This is a genomic window from Luteolibacter pohnpeiensis, from assembly GCF_016595435.1.
Lineage (GTDB): Bacteria > Verrucomicrobiota > Verrucomicrobiia > Verrucomicrobiales > Akkermansiaceae > Luteolibacter > Luteolibacter pohnpeiensis.
The window spans coordinates 150,881-167,681 of sequence record NZ_JAENIJ010000007.1 but is presented as its reverse complement, the minus strand read 5'-3'; the positions used below and the strand labels follow the sequence as shown (position 1 = coordinate 167,681).

The following is a 16,801-nucleotide window of genomic DNA, read 5'->3' as shown; positions in this document are numbered from 1 at the left end:
AAACTACCGGCTCCGCGTGATCGCCCAATGCGGCTGAAAACCCATCCTCAAAACCTCAACAAAAAGCCTCATCCCCAATCTTTGGTGTAGACCCATGGTTTGGAGCGTCGCGATGCTCCGAATGCTTTCAAACCCTTGCTGCGCAATGGGGTTCTCATCCCCCCCCCTTGGCTTTTAGATGAAGGGGAGTCGCTGAGCGATTGGATTCTCGGGAAATGGGAGAATCTTTGGTGGCGGAACGGGAGGGATTCGAACCCTCGGTAACCTTTTGAGCTACGTTCCCTTAGCAAGGGAGTGCTTTAGACCACTCAGCCACCGTTCCGTGAAGCAGGTCGAGAGGTTTGAACCATAGTGGATCGTTCCCGTCAACCATTCCGATGAGAATCTTTCGGAAAGATTCTCAAAGGGGGATTATGAAGGTTTTTCTGTTTCTTCGGCAGGCAGGTCTGCGGCTTCATCCGGTGTGGGTTCTGTCGCTGGAATCTCAGCGACTTCCAAAGGATCTGCAGCGACTGGAGCGCTTTCTGGCGTGTCATCTGAGGCGGTGACAGCTTCCGATGGCTCGGGAGTTTGCGCATCCGCGGTTGGCTCGGATTCGGCGGCAAGCTCGGCAGCCTCTGCGGCTTCCAGGGTGACGCCCGTTTCGGCGACTGAAAGGGGATCTTCGCTCGGTTCGGATCCGACCTCAGGAGCACTGGCTGTCGAACCTTCGGTGGTTTCGGCAGTTTCGGAATCTGCAGGTGCCTTCGGCGATTTCTTCGCCTTTGGCTTTTTCGGTGGGGTTGGTTCTCTTGGCTCTTGAACCACGATGGTATCGTCGGTGTAGAGCAGGATGTGACCTTGGTTGAGGAGCCAGAAAAGGTCAGCAGCGTATTCGGTGGAAGGCTCGGTCATGCCTTCGGGGAGGATGGCTTTCCAGAAACCATCGAGCTTGGCCGGTTTGTTGGCGCGTATCCACTCGACCATTGCAGCTGGGCGTGCAGCCAACACGGCGTTGGGCGCGAGGGCATGGGGCCGGGCTGGACCGGTATGCAGCTTGCCTTGGCGCTTGAACACGGGGAGGTGTTCTGCCTCCAAAGCCCGGCACACGGCTGGAATCAGAATAGCTGGGTGCTTGCGGGCGTGGCTTCCTGCCATCTTGAGTGTGGTGAGCAGGGAGGGAGATAAGTTTTTCCCGGGGAGGGCGGCGGAAACTTCGGCCTTGTGAACTTCCTTGAAGACTTTGCCAAAGGTGGTTCCTGTCAACGCGCGTTCTGCCTCGGCTTGATCATCCATCCAGGGATTTGGATTGGATGGGGCTTCTTCAGCGGAAGGGCCGGAAGTGGCGGCTTCGGTTTCTTCTTCGGTTGAGGCTGTTTCGGAATCGATAGCGGGTGCAGGTGCCGGAGCAGGCGTTTCCGATTTAAGGCGCCAGCGGGTCTTTTGCTTCATGCTTTCCAGCCATGCATTGACTGCTTCTTCACCGCGTTCGGTTCGGACCTTGGCGGCGTAGACTTCGAATGGCATGTTCGAAAAGCGTTCCCGGTGCAGGCGGCGGAGATTCGGTTGGTAGGCGTGGAAATTTGGTGGTCCCAGCCATTCACCGGAAATGCCACAGCGGGCGACGGATTGGAAATTTCCATTGGGTGGATCGACCTCAACGATTTCTTCCTCCAACAGCTCCTTGCGGAGATCGGAATTCCAAAGGTGGCGCACTGCTTCTTCTTTGGTGAGAAAAAGGGATTCGTCGAGAATGCCAGCATACATGGGCGGCCGACTTGGCTCCAGTTCGAACACGGCGCGGCATCGTGCGCGCTCTGCCAGCAAAATGCGGGCAACATCGAACAATGGGTAAACTCGAGCGACCTGGTGAACTTCGCGACCGATCAGATGAATCGCCTGAGCATCCGGAAGCAGCGTTACGCGGACTCCTTCAGCAGGTGGAATTTCTTCGCGACGCGGTGGGCCGCTGCGGTCGTAACCACCACGCGAGTTGCGGCCATCCCGACCTTGAAATGGGCGGCGTTGACCACGGCCTTGATCATCACGGCGGGGCGGGCGCGAGTCTCTGTCACGGCCATCCTGACGGGGCGGGCGCGGCTCGGTTTCACCGCGTGCCCAAGCTGGGCCGAGAGCAAATTCGGACAGCAGTCCGCGCAATGGATCATTTTCTGAATCGGTCACAGCCCCGAGTTTACCGGGTTGATCTGAAAATGACAAACTTAGGTTTCATCGGAAATGAGGGAAATCATTCGACGGGTCGCTCCCTCGTGCTGATTTAAGAGCTGGGAGGCGTGATCCGTGAGCTGTTGCGCGCTAGAAGGCTCGAGAACACGGCGGATGGCAGCGGTCAGTTCAGCTTGAGAATTCACACAAATCGCAGCGTTGGTCTCCACCAAGCGACTTGCCAAAGGCTGAAAATTCTCCATGTGAGGGCCGAAAATCAATGGCTTATGAGCTAAAATCGCTTCCGCTGGATTTTGCCCACCCTCAGCAAGGAAGCTTTTGCCAATGATGACCATGTCCGCATGGGCGGTCCAATCGCGCAGCTCACCGGTGGAATCGACGACCAGGCAAGCCGTGGCAGGATCGGCAGGTGGAGTGAATTTCGAACGCAATATCGGATCAAATCCGAGCGTTCGCAATGCTTGGACGACCTCGGTCCGCCGCTCGGCATGGCGCGGCACGATGACCGGGAGCGAGTTGTCGGCGACATCGCGCATGGCAGAGGCAAGCCATGCCTCCTCGCCGGTGTGAGTGCTTGCCGCCAGGATGACTTTGCGGTTTTGCCCGAATGCATTCAGCATTTGCTGAAATTCCGGGCGTCGGGTTGGTGCACTTCCAGTGCCTGGATCGAATTTGAGGCTGCCGGTGACGTGGATTTTTTCAGTGGAAACTCCCAGGCTTTCCCAGACTGGCTGATCACTGCTTTCTTGGATCGCCAGTGCATCGAGCATGCCGAACAAGGGAGAAATCCATTTTGAGAATTTGCGGTAACGGCGTGCGGATCGCGGCGAAAGACGCGCATTGATCAAGCTCACCGGGATGTCACGTTGGTTGCAGAGTCGCAGCAAATGGGGCCATGCCTCACCTTCGATCAAAACCAGTTTCGCTGGTTCAAAGCGATTGAGGTAACGCCGGACCATGCAGGGGAAATCGAGTGGCGAGTAGGTGACGCGGATATTCTTCAAGCCGGAACTGGTGGCTACGGCGTGGCCCGTCGCTGTGCCGACTGCGATGACAAATGGCCGATCCGGCTCGGTGGTTCTCCATTCGCGGATCAGCTTCAAGGCGAGCATGGTTTCGCCGACGCTGATTGAGTGGATGTGAATTTGGCCGCAGGGCTCATGGCCAAGCTCGCTGGTATAAATCGATGCCCGTTCTCCGAGTCTCGTGCCAATGCCTCCCCGGCGGATCATTTTAACCACCCAGCCCGGAAATGCAGTGATGAATAGCAGCGGCAGAGCGAGCCGGTAAATCAGGAGGGCGATTTGAAAACGCATGGATCGGGGAAAAATGAGGCGGAAGAATCAGAGCCTGGGGATGTTAAGTCGATGGCGATGCTGATTTTGAAAACAGTAGAATTGCGCAGCCACCATATTCTCTGCGATCGAGCAGCGTCCACGCCGGACTTGTGGGAGTTGGCTGGCTTGCCGAGATTTCTGCGATCAGCCAGCCATCGTCACTCAAGCGCTGAGGGAGGTGTTCGGATTCCAGCAGGGTCCGCACATGATCCGGATCACCGTACTGCTTGAAGTAGGGGGGATCCGCGAAAATCAGATCATAAAGTGCGGTATCTCTCTTAAGAAAAGATGTCACTTCAGCACGGACCACATTGCCGTTGTCGAGGCGTGCCTTTTTCAGATTTTCGCTGATGACAGCGGTTGCCTGGCGGTGTTCGTCGACAAACGTGCAGGACGCGGCGCCTCGGCTTAAAGCTTCAAGGCCAATGGCTCCAGAACCGGCAAATAAATCCAGCACTTTGGCCCCGTCGATCGAATCGGCTAGGATGGAAAAGATCGCCTGACGGACGAAATCCGTGGTGGGGCGGGCAACTGCTCCGGGGACTTTGATGGCGGTGCGCCCGGCTTTTCCGGCGATGATTCTCATGGAGTTCCAGTAGTTGATATGCCGATGGAGGGGCCTCCGTGGCCGAGGCTTAGTGTGATGGATTTCTCGAGACGTCCATACATTTCCAGATCCAGCGCGACTCGTTGCGGCGTGGAAAGCTCGGTGAGTTTCGGCGGTTCATTTAATTTCGGAAGCATCCGTCTGACCAGATTCTCGATGGATTCAGGAGGGGCGACCATGCGGAGGATGCCGGCGGAGCGTCCGTCGGGTCTCAACGTGGCATTGCCTAGAAACGAGAGATCGTCACCGATTAGGCGGGCGTCGACACAGGAAATCGAGCCTTGGCGCAGGATCGTGACCAGGCGTCCGGTGTCGAAGTCTCTTTCCAAATCGCCTGCTTTCACGGAAACCTTTTCCAGTTCTGCGACCAGATCACCTTGGATCGATGCGGGGGCGAGCAGCAATCCAATGAGGCGTGCGTGCAAGCTGGCCTTTTCCAATTTCATCTGACTCCCGGCAGTCGTCAGAATTTCGGGAACCGATTGCGCGGGGAATTTGTATTCGAACTGGGCAGGCAGTCCGGCGAGCATTCCCAGTCGAGCTTCGAGACTCATTTTCAATCCATCGGTTTCCAGCTCTACCGGTTTTAGATCAAGGAAGGGGGCTTTCCAGGTCAGCGGGGCTTTGAGGTTGGAGAAAACCGTTCGTCCGGCACAATTCATGGAGCCGATGCGAAGTGTCGAACTCGCAGCATCTCCGGCGACAGGTAGGCTGGAGGTCAGGTGATTCAGTTCGAAAATCGGAGTATTGATTCCGGCATAGACGATGGAAAATGAGGCGTCGTGCAGGTGAATCCAGCTCGTGGGAACTGGCTTTTTGGGCTTCGGTGGAGTGGGGGGCAGCGGAGGCGCAACAATCGGAGGCGGTTGCGGTTTCGGCGGCGATGGCTGCACTTCTAGCGAGGTTGGACCCGTGAGTGGATCGGGTTCGGGCACGGGGGCCACCGGGGTTGGATTCGCAGCGACCTCAGGCGAGGGTTCTGGCGTAGCGGTGGGCTGCGCGGGCTTCTGCTCCGGTGTCGGAGGGATGAGCTGGGAAATCAGCTGAAGAGGGAGGACGATCTTGGGGGAATCCAGGTGCAGCGCGCGAATCTCGCGATGACCGCGCAGCCAGGCGCTCCAGACTGGCTCCAGACGGATTTTTTCAATTTTTGCCACCGGCTGGGGCACGGCTTTTCGCAGCGCGGGTGGTTGCATGAGGCGGACATTTGAGAGGGAAATGCCATTCCAGGGTGACCATGAGGCGCCGCCGATGCTTGCCTCTAGGCGAGTGATTTTCTCGATTTTGCCAGCGAGGAATCCGCGTCCCCAAGCCGATGCGAGAAACAGATTGCTGCCGCCAAAGGCAAGCAGCGGAATCAACACGAAGACGATGATGCCGAGGTAAAACAAGATCCGCAGCCACCGGCGGGGGATCCGGCGCGCTCCGCGATCAGGAGCTGCCTGAGTGGTCATCGGCTCAATGTTTTTTCGTGGATGGCTCTGGGCCCATTGGGATTTGCCCGGCCTTTCCGAGCGCGAAACGAAGAACCAAGCTCTTGTCGATCAGGAGAGTTCCCTCACTGGAAACTTCCTGAACGCGGTAGATGATCAGGCCGTAGGGTTTGTCCGTGTATTTTCCCAGCGCGATGTTTTCCTTGGTTTTGCCGAGGCTAGTTTCCTCTTCGAAACGCCATTCGGAGCCAGTCCAGGACCCCAGCGTGCTTTCGGAATCCGCTTTGATATCTTCCAGCCGTTTCATCTCGCCATTCGGAGAAAGGAAAACGTCTTTCTTGGGATCGTAGCGCAGCGTCGAAATAGCACTGGCGGCCCCGGTAGCAGTGAGGGTCCAAGTGTCACCACTGCTTTTGCGCAGCATGAGCATCAGGTCGTCACTGACAGGCTTGAATTCGCGCTTCGCCCAAAGCTTGAGGTATTCGTTGTATTCCTCCTGCGTGATTCCCAGCTTTTCGTGGTACGGGAGAGGTTCACCTGGTTTGGCTTTGGCCGAGTAATCGTTGAACCAATCCGGGTCTTTACTCGCGGCTTTCTCAACCTTTGCGACGTATTTGTCGATTTCCGGCGGAGGAACTACCATGCCGTTTTGCGCTCGCACTGGCACGTCTTGCTCAAAAAGACCACTGAACACCTTCGGAACCTCAGCAGCGTGGAGAGCGGCAACGATCGGAAGGACGGGAAGAAAGGCGCGGAATTTCATGCAAGTGAGTGGCGAAATGCTGACGGCGGCAGGATTGGAACTCAAGCGGCAATGCAACTGCGGTGCAATTTCAGTGCCTGCAGCATGGTGCTGATTTTGGGAAATGCGAGTTTTGTTTGAAAAATGCTTCAGACGTCAGCTCGGTTCTCCGGCAGGGAAAATTTCCTGAATGGATGACTCTTTTTTCTCGTCCATCCATCGCTCCAAAGCCCGCTGCATCGGGGCGAGAACTTCCGGGCGTTGCTCAGTCAGTTCGTGTTCGCCGAATGGATCATCCGTGAGGTTGAACAGCGAGAAATGCCGTTTTCCAGATGAGGTGGGCGTGCAGACGATTTTCCAATGCTGGGTCCGCAGGCATCGCTGCTTGGCCTGGATCAGCCGGTCCAGGTATTGGTCTTTGAGGACGAATTGATAATTGTAGTCCGGGTCGATCTTGGTGAGCTCATCCATCGGCGGGAGCTTCGGGCGTTCAACTCCCGGGACGGTGAACTGAATGAACGGAAATCCGGTTTCTCCATAAAACGGGCGCCAGGCTTCAGGTGAGTGACCGTGCAGCCATCCCGCAAAGCTTTGCCCCTGCCAGATTTTTGGTTTATCGGCCCCAGCCAAATCGGCGATCGTTGGGGCTACATCGATCAAACGCACCGATTCAGGAATGACTTTCGCAGGTTCTCCGGGGACATAAACGATCATCGGGATGTGATTGGCCTGCAGCCCGCCATTGAAGGTGAGGCCGTGCCCTAAGGTAACTCCAGGTTCGTAGAGATCATCGCCGTGATCGGCAGTGATGATGACAATGGTATTGTCCGCCAGTCCATTGGCTTTCAATGAGGCAAGGATGCGGCCGACACAGGTGTCAAATTGCCGGGTGCAGCCGTCGTAAAGAGAGCGGATTTGCGATACTTCCTCCGGCGGCAGAGCTTTCCATTTGGATTCCAAATCCGTGCCTCCGATGAAGGTATTGATGTCGAAATCGACCCCCGTTTGGTTGGCACCACGGTAGTTCGGATCGCCGAACATGCTGCAATACGGCTCTTGGGATCGATAGGGAAGGTGAGTGCACGAATAAAAAACGTGCCAGAAAAATGGCTTCCGGTGGATCGCTGGATCTGCCAGGCGATCCTCGACGCGCTTGGTGACAACCTCCGGAGTTACGAATTCGGCAAACGCTCCGAGTTGCGGGAAAATTTTGTATCCCAGTGGGTTGTCAAAATAGAGCGGAATTTCGAAGTGGGCCATCACCACCGCCTGGCTCATGTAGATTTTAAAGCTGTCGAAGCTGGAAACCGAGATGTCGTCGAATCCCAGCGGCATCACATGATAATAGCCCGCACACCAATCGCCGATTGCCGCCGTCGAGTAGCCTTTTTTCTTCAACACATCCGCCAGCGGGATGGTGCTCTTCTGGGTTTTTTCGACCGTTTGTCGATTGGGATACATTTGCCGCAAGCCGTGCGACTGAGGGTATTCCGAGGTCATCAACGAAGTGCCGGATTCCAAGGTCGAAGCAATCGGAGTGTAGCAGTTTTCAAAACGGGTCGATTTCTCTGCCAGGCGATCAATCACCGGTGAAACACCAGCGGCTGCCAAACCGTCTTTGCGCGTTGGATGATTCCCGCCCACGCCAAGCTGATCCGCCCGTAACGAATCCGAGCCAATGATGATGATATTCGGAGCATCGTGAGCCGACTCAATGGTCGGTTTACGAAGATTTCCGATTTCCTGATATCCGAAAATGCCAAGCACAATCAGGGAAAGAGCACCAGCGGTGATCCATCCCCGTTTCCCGTGGCGCTGGATGTGCCAAATCCCCACACCGATCAAAAATAGCACCGGTAGGACATGAAAGAGCTGGAAGAAGCTCTGCGGCCGGATCGCGTTTGGGATCACATCCAGCATGCCATAGTAGCTGTTGCTGAAAGCATTGTCGTGAAGGAAATACGGCCGGGTGTCCACCAGCCGGAGCGTGCAATAACCATCGATGATTCCAGTCAGCAGGAGTGCCCGCAGTGCAACGGCCCAGGCGGCGCGAAATTTGGATCTTTTCGTCCAAAATGATGCCAGCGGCTGCACCAAAAGCGCACCGGCAACTGCGAGTAACAGATACGCAGGGATGAGCATCAGATTTTGCCCGATCAGAAACCCCATGTATTCGTCTTTCGCCAGCGAAGCGAATTTGTTGTCCATGGAGCCGGACCCGCCCGCGAGGCGGATAATGGCCTGCACGAATTGGTAGATGAAAAAGACGGAAACGCCGCCAAAAACAGGGAAAAACCGGGCTGCCGGGCGCTTGGGATCGGGTAGGGGCGAGTGGCTCAAGGGGCGGCAAGCATGCTACAACTTCGGAACACATCAAGTCTGGTAACAGTTCAGATTCGCAGAAATGACCGATTCATGAATGGCGAAACCGCCGTTGAACCGTTCATCGTTTCAGTGGCCCAGCTGGTGAAGGGGGGACTGCTTGCAGTGCGCCGTCAGACCGGTGACTCCAGATGCTTGAGGAAACGTCTGCAGTCCGGGCGGTAGTCGTGTGCCTCATAAAAAACATGGGCGTCCTTTTCCCGCCTGTCGCTACTGGTCACTTCCATTCTCGTGCAGCCGATCGAGATCGCGAAATTTTCAGCAGCTTTCACCAAGGATGCTCCAATTCCTTTTCTCTGGTGAACCGGTTCAACCGCCATGGCGGTGATACGCCCAAGCATCGGGATTTCATGGAAAAGAGGAATGGCGTGAAAACTTAAAAATCCCACCAACTCGGTTTCTAGAATCGCGACGAATGTTTTACTCAATGGATTCTGATAGGCTGCGATGCGGGAAATGACATCAGCTGGCTCCAGTTTGTAGCCGAGTACAGCAATCAAATGGGAGAGGGACTCGGCATCTTCAGCACAAGCTTCGCGTATTTGATAAAACATGGTGCGGGTTGGATGATCTTGATTTATCAGCGAATGAATGTTTTTTGAATCCTTGTCTTTTTGTTAGATTTTCATTTGGGCTCTCGTTTCATGAGAAAGTGGGTTTCGGTTTCTCCGATGTCGACAAAGCCGTGCCTCAGATATAGGTTTTTTGCAGGATTGATTTTAATGACTTCTAGTTTGATGGGTAAGGCCAACGTGTCAGCCTCTTGAGTCAACAGAGTCAGGAGGTGAGATCCAATTCCTTGGTTCTGGTAATCTGGTAAAAGATAAAATTCGCCAAGGTGCAGTTCTTGATCGTTTTTGATAATTTCGATGGTCCCGATGTCACAACTCCCTAATGTGATGATTTCTGGCTTTTGAGTCTCCCAGTCCTTTTGATGGAAAGCAATTTGCAGCTGCTCGTCCCATCCCCATAGCGATTCAACATACCGCATCAACGCTGCTTTTTTGATCCTATAACAGATAAGGCGATCTTCGTCGCCGGGAAGTCTTTTGCTCAAAATAGATATGTCTATTGGTGTCATGGATTTCAGCAAAATTTTCTGTTGAGAATGATCCAAGGTGAGTGTTCTCCGCACTTTATCTGAGTAAACGTGCCTGAAGTCATTAAATCATGGTGAGGTGAGATTTCATTTTGAGGAGAACAAAAAATGAATCAAAAATCCAAATTTTTCCGAAAAAGAATCCCGGGTAATTGATGCAATGATTGAATTTTTCGAACAGGTTCAAATGAACACTTTTGAGGATTGACGGGATGTCCCTCAAAAGGCAAAGGTCCTGACTGTGGACCCGTCACTGAGCGCCCTATTTATCGACTGCGACTCGTTTTTTGCGAGTGTTGAGCAGCATCTTGATCCGTCCCTGCGAGGAAAAGCCGTGGGGGTGGCTCCGGTGATGGCCGAGACCTCGTGCTGCATTGCCGCATCGTATGAGGCTAAAGCTTATGGAGTGAAAACGGGAACTGGGATTCGGGAAGCACGGATCTTATGTCCCGGGATCCACATTGTTGAAGCGAAACCGGCAGAATATGTTAAAGCGCATCACCGGGTAATCGCTGCGGTGGAAGATTGCATCCATGTGGAGGCAGTCCTTTCGATTGATGAGATGTGGGCTTGGTTACCGCTCAATTGGCGGAATCCGGAGTTTGTTCGAAATCTCGGTCAACAGATCAAAAGCAAAGTCGCGAATGATGTCTCACCCGTCATCAAGGTTAGTATCGGGGCGGCACCGAACCGCTATCTGGCGAAACTCGCAAGCAAGATGCGGAAGCCGGATGGGCTTTTCATCATTGAGCAGAATGACCTCCCGGTGGCTTTGCATGAATTGCAGCTTTCCGATCTAACAGGTGTCGGACGGAGCATGGAAACTCGCTTGCATGCTGCGGGAATTCACTCCGTGGAGTCTCTATGTGGAGCCTCCAAGGAGGTTTTACGAGGCGTATGGGGAGGCGTGCTTGGAGATCGGCTGTGGTATCTTTTGAGGGGAATGATCATGCCTGATCTGGAAACGGTGCGGAAATCCATCGGGCACTCGCACGTGCTGCCGCCTGAGTCGAGAAAACCGGATCAGGCCTGGCCAATTCTTTGCAAGCTGCTGCACAAAGCATGTGAGAGGCTACGCAATCATGGTCTGGTGGCAGGGTCGTTGACGATACAACTCGGCTTTTTTGGAGGACCCAGGTGGTCTCCGGAGATCAGTTTTTTTGAGACTGACTCCACTTTGGTTCTGATGCGAGCGCTTCACCGGTTGTGGCGGGATCGACCGGAACCTCATGCGCGTCTTCTTCAAGTAGGATGCGTATTGGGAAAGCTACTGGATCGTTCCAATCACACGCCCGATTTATTTGGCGGAACGATTAACGAAAGTTGTCCGGAAGATGCGGCGAAACATGCGCGTCTTGATCAGGCCATTGATCGGCTACGGGCAAAATACGGACGGCAATGTGTTTATATGGGTTCGGTCCATCACTCCCGGGATAAGGCTCCCATGCGCATTTCATTCACTCATATTCCAGAATTGGGCATTGAGAATGATCGTCGTGACGATGGCTAACCGGGCAAGAAGATGGTTTCGTGGGTAGATTTGAGAAGATTGTTTTCTTAGGACAATTTATGAATTGGGTTATAAGCAAAAAAGATGGGTGATATGCTTTTAGGCTTGCACCAGGATGTGGGTGGCCACTAAGCGTGGTAGATATTCGAATGGTTTTTAATCTGAAATTTGTCGATTTCAGGAAACAAAATTCGAGATGTAGTTTCATCTGAAATACCCGTCATTTCATGAAAAATCCGCAAATTCTGAAGAGCTTCCATCTAAAATCTAACAATTGGCGGAAACTTCAGATCGGATTGATTGCTGCATTTTTAGGTGGATTTATTCTTGTATGGTTGGAGACTAACCACAAGGAGGATGGTGATCACCAAACTGCCGAAAAACGTCTTGATCGGGAGATTCCCCGGAAATCTGCGAAGCAGAACGAGGGGTTGCGTCAGGAATGGGTAGACAGCTGGAAAACTCAGCCGGATTCAGGGGCGACACAGCAATTGATCGATCAATTGATTCACTCCAAAAAGATCGGTCCGGCGAGCTTGTTAGAAGGAATCGCCTCGGCTTATGAGAACGATCCGTCTCGTTATCATGAGTCGATGATTCGAATGGCTGAGGAGTTGTTTGAGCATGACCCGGCGGGAACGATGAGCTTTTTAGCCCGGCTTCATGCATCACCGGGAATTGTGCCATTGGAGAGAACGTTGATGAATCGTTGGGTTCAAAACGATGTGGAGGGAGTTTTAGGTCAATTCTCAAGTGTCGCTGCTGAATCAAATGCGCGACCGTTCGTGCAACTGGCTTTTGTTTCGTCGATTTGCCAGCACGAGCAGCAATCGCAATTGCCGGAGTTTTTAGCGTGGATCGAAGATTTACCAAAGGAACAAGAGGGAATTCGGAATGCTGCTTTGGAAGCCTTGGTAGAGACTTCAAGTCCGGCAAATTTCACCCAATTGGATGCGCTTTTTAAAAACAATCTTCAGGATCAAGCGGTGTCAGCATGGGCATCACAATTGGTCTCCCGGCAAGTGGATGAACAGCCGGATGAAGCTCTGGAGTGGATCCGAACGGCTCCATCATGTGCTGGACGAACCATGATGTTAGAGGATGTCATGGGTGCGCTTTCCCGTTCCCATCCGGAAATGGCGGCGGAGTTGATCAATCAGCCCGATGAGCTATTCAAACTTTTCGGCATGCCCGGCGGACCACCACAGGAAGCGCTGCGCGATCGGGCACTTGTTAGACTTCTGGAAGCGACGATGGGCGAGAATCCGGAATATGCCATGGAAGTCGCTTCGTATTTTTCTGACCCGAAACTGGCCAGCGACTACACGGAAAAAGCGAGTCGTTTGATTCAGGCAAAGAAGGACTAGTCCTGCCGTAGAGGCGGAATTTCTGGATTTCTGAAAATCCTCGAACTGATTTATGAAAAAAACACTGATCCGATTGTTAGGCGGAGCGTGCATCGCTGCGATGATTTCGATAGCGGTATATCGTCTTGCCGCATGGTCTGACCGATCTTCTCAATCAAGTCCGGTTCAAACTCAATCATCCGGATCCAGCATTGCGTTAGGGGCCTTGAATTCGAGCGATCGCGAAACTGCGAGAAAAAGGGGAGTCTATGGGAATGGGGATGATTTGACGAATTCGCCCGATGGCAGATTCCAAGCAGATGGCCAGTTTCTAACAGTTCCTAACCGGGAAGGATTCCGGCTTCGGCCGTTCGCCGTCAGCATGCGTAGTGATGATTTCGCCTGGACGGCTGAGGATGGAAAAACGGACGAGGCCATGCGTGACCTGTCGCATACGGAGGAAGAAGAGGATCGCTTGAAGACCGATAACCAATGGGTCAATAAGCGGCAGTTGGTCTATTGCTCTGATTACATCGAAAGCTTGGGCAAAGAAGTTGCGACTCAGGGCGCCGCCTTAAAGACCGCGAAGTTGCCGGGTTTTGATGGAAAGGAATATGAAGTTGAAATCGTTCGTGCGGAGAGTCCGCAAGGGACGAACGAATGGAATATTTCAGGCACCTTGAAGGACCGGCCTGATACCATGGTCGCGATGTCCAGTGTCCACGGTTATACCTCATTGGTGATTGTTTCTCCCGAAATTTATATTGAAGGAGATGCACGGGAACCTGGTGAAGTGGTTCTCAATCAGATTGATCGCGTGGCACGTCAAGCCGCGCAGCCACAAGGACCTGTGGAAACGGTAAGCCCTTTTGATGTGGGGAGCCCCTCGTCTCCGTGAAGTCAAACCCACTTTTCCATAGATGTCCGATTCATTTGTGGAAAACCCGAAACAAAAACTGAACTGGAAATGAACATAACAAAAAAAACGAAATCCTGGATGTTAGGATGCCTATCATCAGCATTCGCGGTGCTACTGGCACCCGGAGCGATGGCGGCGGTACAGGCGGATGTTGCTTACGGCTGGACCCCGAATCAGGCGACCCGGTATGGCGGGTACAATGCCTTGGCATCCCGGATTTCAACCCACAACGCCATTAGTAATACGGTCCACTCAAATAGTGGAACAGATGTGTATTGGCGAATCGCCGGCTACTATCAAATCAGCACCGATAACACAAACGGTTCCGGCTGGTGGCTGGACTCGTTGGCAAACGGCAGCGATTGTGCCGGCTTCCGCAGCTATGCAAGTGGTCGCGGAGCGGACCTTTTATTCCTGTGTTGCCCTTACGTGGATAACGCCGGCCTCGCCTATCAACCGGGAAATCATGGAACTTCCGGTCGTGACTCGGTCCAGTGGGAAATTTTCTCACATGAGATCGGACACAACTATGGAGCAAGCCACGAAGCCGGAATGTGCGCCGGAACCCAGGGCGGCACCATCATGGCGGCATGCAACGGAGCCAACATTCCGTATTATTCCAATCCGAACCTCTCGGTTGGTGGGGTGACCATTGGTGATTCGACTCATAATAACACTTCCACGGTTTATAACAACCGGAGCACCCGGGCCAGTCAGGCATCGGCGATCAGCGCGGTCACATTCTATCAGGATGTGAACTATGGTGGTGCGATGGGAGCCATGTTGACTCAGGGATATTATAACATGGCGGATTTGGCTGCTGTAGGTATACCCAATGACTGGGCGTCTTCCTGCACCATTCCATCCGGGTGGACGGTTACCATCTATCAAGATATCAATTTTACAGGGACCACCTGGAATCTTTATCCTGATGCCAATGGCGGGCAGGCTTATTTCACCGGTTACTCCGGTTTGAACGATGCCATGACCTCTGTTTGGATTCACTAAGGGAATTCTACTCAAAAAAGACGTCGTCGGGAAATCCGGCGGCGTTTTTTGCTTTCTGGTAGGAAAGGCTAGACATCGTCCGCCAGTTCGCGGCATCTTCGCCGGGTTCCGTGTGGGAGCGTCGCTGGAAACAGGGATTTCTGCATAGAACATGGCTCTTGCCAGAGGCTGGCGAATTACTCAATTTGCTGGAAGAGAAGAGCTTATGAAAAATGCCGCCGTGGTGGAATGGTAGACGCTGCGGACTTAAAATCCGTTGTCCGCAAGGACGTGCCGGTTCGAGTCCGGCCGGCGGCACTTTCGTAAAAACCGAGAAAACAGCTCGTGGAGGCGCGCTTAAAGGTCGTGTATCACTTTCGGAGGAAAGGCAGCTCGTAGGGCATTGAGGACGGCCAAAACATCGATGACTTCCTGTAAAATCGCTCCCGTTACCGGATTCAGGTAGCCGAGAGATGCGAAGATCATGCCGATGATGCTCAAGGCCATGCCGCCGACCGCGCTTTGCAATGCAATGCCTCTCATCCTTCGGCTGATGTGCATGAATTCGTCGACTTTTGTTAGAGTGCTATCGAGAATCACAACTCCGGCGGCTGCGGCGGTAACATCACTATTTTGGCCGATGGCCATGCCAACAGTGGCAGCCATCATGGATGGGGCATCATTGATGCCGTCTCCCACATACAAAGTTTTGGCTCGCGATGTTTCCGCGCGGACGATCGCCAATTTTTCCTCAGGACTCTGCTGAGAGTAGATTTGTTCAATGCCCACTTCATCGGCCAAATAGCGCACTTCCGATTCACGATCGCCTGAAACAATCATCACGCTTTGAAATTGGTGTTTGGGGCCGAGGTGGTTCACAAATGGCCGACTTTCAGCACGCGGGGCATCGCGAAAGCGCAGCATTCCGGCATATCGTTCGTCGATGACGACCACGCACTCCAGTCCACCGGCGATTGCAGGCAACTCGTCAGCCCCGGATAAATTTTGAGCCAGCACTTGCTTGCGACTGGTGATCATCACGCTGTGCCCGGAAACCGTGCCGCGTAAACCCTGGCCGGGTTTTTCTTCAACCTCGGTTGCTTCGGGCAGCTGGATTTTTCGTTCAGCAGTGGCATTCAGAATCGACTGGGCAAGGGGATGCTTCGAGTATCTCTCCAAGCTCGCAGCCATGGTTAGAACGAGGTCATCCTTAAAATCCTTGGCGCTGAGCAGTTCGGTTAGTTTTGGGTTCCCATAAGTTAGAGTTCCGGTTTTATCGAAAATCGCAGTCCGGCAGCTGGTGATTTGTTCCAAAACCACCGGGCTTTTGACGATAATGGCACGGCGGGCGCAAAGTGAGATCGAACCAATGATGGCGATCGGGATTCCGATCAAAAGCGGGCACGGGGTGGCGATGACGAGCACTGCTAGAAACCGCAAGACCTCGCCACTGATGAGCCACGCACTGATTGCGACTAACAAAGCGATGGGCGTGTAGATGGCACCCAGTTGATCTCCAAGGCGGCGCAGTCGCGGGCGCTCCGCCTCGGATTTCCGCATCACCTCCATGATTTTCGCATAGCGGGAGTCCGCTGCCAGGCGAGTGGTGCGAATTGTTAGAACGGCACCTCCGTTGATCGCTCCGGAAATCACAGAAGAGCCGGAAGTTTTGGTAATCTGGAAAGGTTCTCCTGTTAGATAGGACTCATCCATGGTGCCATGCCCATCAATCACCACACCGTCAGCGGGACAGGTTTCGTGAGGATAAATGATCAAGGTATCTCCAACTTCGATCTGCTCCAACGAGACTTCCGAAACTCCCGATTGTTGTTTCTTGTGGGCAATGGTCGGCATTCGCTGCGCCAGTGCTGACAACACGGAGGAGGCACTTTGTAACGCATATCGTTCCAATGCCTCACCACCGGACAACATCAGGACGATGATGGAACCAGCGAGGTATTCTCCCAAGAGGACGGATGTGATGATGGAAATGCCACCTAACAGATCAGAGCCAAATTCACGTTTGAACAGCTTGCCTGCCAATTCGTAAAGCATCGGCAGACCGCCCACCGTGAGCGTGATCCAAAGCGGTATGGAATGCACGTTTGCCGAACTATGAAATCCGAAACGAAGGAGCAGATGGGCGCCAATTCCCAAAATGGCCAACGCGGCGATCCAATTCGCTTTTTCTGACCACAGGAGGTTCCAACGAGCTCGAAACGAATCGGCATTTCGCTGGGTTCGGGATTGGATCGAATCCACTGGCATCGGCA

13 protein-coding genes and 2 tRNA genes are annotated in these 16,801 nt (G+C 53.5%); 5 read left to right on the top strand and 10 right to left on the bottom strand.

All coding sequences use genetic code 11. The features are described from left to right. Positions 1 to 231 precede the first annotated feature (231 nt). From JIN85_RS06650 to JIN85_RS06610, 9 genes are all read right to left on the bottom strand, one after another. Positions 232 to 322 (bottom strand) — tRNA-Ser (locus tag JIN85_RS06650). Between the two features lie 89 nt (positions 323 to 411). Then, the gene (locus tag JIN85_RS06645) at positions 412 to 2,199 is read right to left on the bottom strand and encodes a hypothetical protein (RefSeq protein ID WP_200268885.1); all 1,788 of its coding nucleotides are present in this window, start codon (positions 2,197 to 2,199) and stop codon (positions 412 to 414) included. Positions 2,200 to 2,201: 2 nt separating this feature from the next. Continuing rightward, positions 2,202 to 3,482: a 3-deoxy-D-manno-octulosonic acid transferase gene (locus JIN85_RS06640; RefSeq protein ID WP_200268883.1), complete on the bottom strand. Its 1,281-nt coding sequence runs from the start codon at positions 3,480 to 3,482 to the stop codon at positions 2,202 to 2,204. Between the two features lie 43 nt (positions 3,483 to 3,525). Beyond that, complete coding sequence (gene rsmD, locus JIN85_RS06635; protein ID WP_200268882.1) at positions 3,526 to 4,089, bottom strand: 16S rRNA (guanine(966)-N(2))-methyltransferase RsmD; 564 nt, start codon at positions 4,087 to 4,089, stop codon at positions 3,526 to 3,528. Further along, complete coding sequence (locus tag JIN85_RS06630; protein WP_200268880.1) at positions 4,086 to 5,564, bottom strand: AsmA family protein; 1,479 nt, start codon at positions 5,562 to 5,564, stop codon at positions 4,086 to 4,088. The genes rsmD and JIN85_RS06630 overlap by 4 nt, the downstream gene beginning before the upstream one ends. 4 nt (positions 5,565 to 5,568) lie before the next feature. Further along, entirely contained in the window at positions 5,569 to 6,306 is a 738-nt protein-coding gene (locus JIN85_RS06625; protein ID WP_200268878.1) for a hypothetical protein, read from the bottom strand. A 135-nt stretch (positions 6,307 to 6,441) separates the two neighbouring features. Further along, a complete protein-coding gene (locus tag JIN85_RS06620; protein WP_200268876.1) occupies positions 6,442 to 8,532 on the bottom strand; it encodes a sulfatase family protein in 2,091 nt (696 codons plus the stop codon). Between the two features lie 248 nt (positions 8,533 to 8,780). Then, positions 8,781 to 9,221 carry a GNAT family N-acetyltransferase gene (locus JIN85_RS06615; protein WP_200268875.1) on the bottom strand — a complete coding sequence of 147 codons (441 nt, stop codon included), beginning with the start codon at positions 9,219 to 9,221 and terminating at the stop codon, positions 8,781 to 8,783. A gap of 71 nt (positions 9,222 to 9,292) precedes the next feature. Next, positions 9,293 to 9,748: a GNAT family N-acetyltransferase gene (locus JIN85_RS06610; protein WP_200268873.1), complete on the bottom strand. Its 456-nt coding sequence runs from the start codon at positions 9,746 to 9,748 to the stop codon at positions 9,293 to 9,295. Positions 9,749 to 10,007: 259 nt separating this feature from the next. On the opposite strand from JIN85_RS06610, the gene JIN85_RS06605 reads away from it, so the two are divergent. The 5 genes from JIN85_RS06605 (at position 10,008) to JIN85_RS06585 (ending at position 14,846) form a co-directional block, all read left to right on the top strand. Next, entirely contained in the window at positions 10,008 to 11,276 is a 1,269-nt protein-coding gene (locus tag JIN85_RS06605) for a DNA polymerase Y family protein (RefSeq protein WP_200268871.1), read from the top strand. 227 nt (positions 11,277 to 11,503) lie between these two features. Next, positions 11,504 to 12,643, top strand: coding sequence for a hypothetical protein (locus JIN85_RS06600; RefSeq protein ID WP_200268869.1), 1,140 nt, complete (start codon positions 11,504 to 11,506; stop codon positions 12,641 to 12,643). 52 nt (positions 12,644 to 12,695) lie between these two features. Next, positions 12,696 to 13,520, top strand: a complete 825-nt coding sequence (locus JIN85_RS06595) for a hypothetical protein (protein ID WP_200268867.1) — start codon at positions 12,696 to 12,698, stop codon at positions 13,518 to 13,520. Between the two features lie 69 nt (positions 13,521 to 13,589). Further along, entirely contained in the window at positions 13,590 to 14,549 is a 960-nt protein-coding gene (locus JIN85_RS06590) for a M12 family metallo-peptidase (protein ID WP_200268865.1), read from the top strand. A 214-nt stretch (positions 14,550 to 14,763) separates the two neighbouring features. Next, positions 14,764 to 14,846, top strand: a tRNA-Leu gene (locus JIN85_RS06585). A 39-nt stretch (positions 14,847 to 14,885) separates the two neighbouring features. Here the strand turns inward: JIN85_RS06585 and JIN85_RS06580 are convergent. Beyond that, positions 14,886 to 16,796, bottom strand: coding sequence for a heavy metal translocating P-type ATPase (locus JIN85_RS06580; protein WP_200268863.1), 1,911 nt, complete (start codon positions 16,794 to 16,796; stop codon positions 14,886 to 14,888). Positions 16,797 to 16,801: the final 5 nt, after the last annotated feature.